The sequence below is a fragment of the Actinoalloteichus spitiensis RMV-1378 genome (genome assembly GCF_000239155.1).
In the GTDB taxonomy this organism is placed as follows: Bacteria; Actinomycetota; Actinomycetes; order Mycobacteriales; family Pseudonocardiaceae; genus Actinoalloteichus_B; species Actinoalloteichus_B spitiensis.
This window is the reverse complement of sequence record NZ_AGVX02000372.1, coordinates 1-959: the sequence shown is the minus strand read 5'-3', so window position 1 is coordinate 959 and position 959 is coordinate 1. Positions and strand designations below refer to the sequence as shown.

At 76.6% G+C, this 959-nt stretch carries 1 protein-coding gene; it reads right to left on the bottom strand.

What is annotated here, in order from left to right; all coding sequences use genetic code 11:
• Nucleotides 1-959, bottom strand: a 959-nt coding sequence (locus ACTIDRAF_RS29315; RefSeq protein ID WP_016699822.1) for a branched-chain amino acid ABC transporter permease, incomplete at both ends; no start/stop codon positions are given.

Genomic DNA, 959 nt, shown 5'->3' with positions numbered 1-959 from the left:
GGGGTGCCCGGGGTCGGGGTGGGCGGTGCCGTGCGGGGCGGCCGGGTGCCGGGCCGGTATCGGACCCGGTTCGTCCACGACGCCGGGGGCGGCGCCCGGTGGCGCCTCGCTCGGGGTGGGGGCGCGGCGGCGGGGGCGCGGCAGTCTGTCGGCGAGGCCGGCGAGACCTCGGCGGGTGAGCAGCAGCACCAGGACGATCGCCAGCCCGTACAGGTAGCGGGACAGTTCGGCGGGGGTGACGCCGGCCTGGCCGGAACCGGGGGCGACGACCAGCGGGAGGTGGTCGGAGTACTGGGTGAGCAGCTGCGGCAGCACGGTGACGAACACGGCCCCGGCGACGGCGCCTCCCACGGATCCCAGGCCACCGATGATGATCATGGCGAGGTAGTCGATGGACAGGGCGAGGCCGAAGTAGTCGGGCACCACCCGGCGGAAGGCCAGGGCCAGCAGCACCCCGGCGAGCCCGGCGTACATGGAGGACACCACGAACGCGGCGGCCCGGAACCGGGTGGTGGACACGCCGAACACCGACGCGGCCACCGGGCTGTCGCGCAGCGCCCCGAACGCCCGGCCCGGTCGGCCGCGCACCAGGTTGCGGGCCACCAGGAACGCGGCGAGCACCGCCACCAACCCCAGGTACCAGAGCCGTTCCAGGCCGCCGAAGGGCACGCCGAGGACGACGAGGGGCGGGTCGTCGGCGAAGGCGAGGGTGCCCAGGGTGAGGGGTTCGACGGACCGGCCGTGGTGGCCGCCGGTGATCTCGGGCAGGCCCACCAGCAGGTGGTGCCCGACGAAGACCAAGGCGAGGGTGGCCAGGCCCAGGTACATGCCGTGGAGGCGGCCGGCGATGGGGCTGAACAGGCCGCCGGCGACCCCGGCGAGCAGGACGGCCAACAGCACCGCGGCCCAGGTCGGCAGCCCGAGGCCGCCGGGCCCGGCGCCGGGCGCGGCGGGGGCGC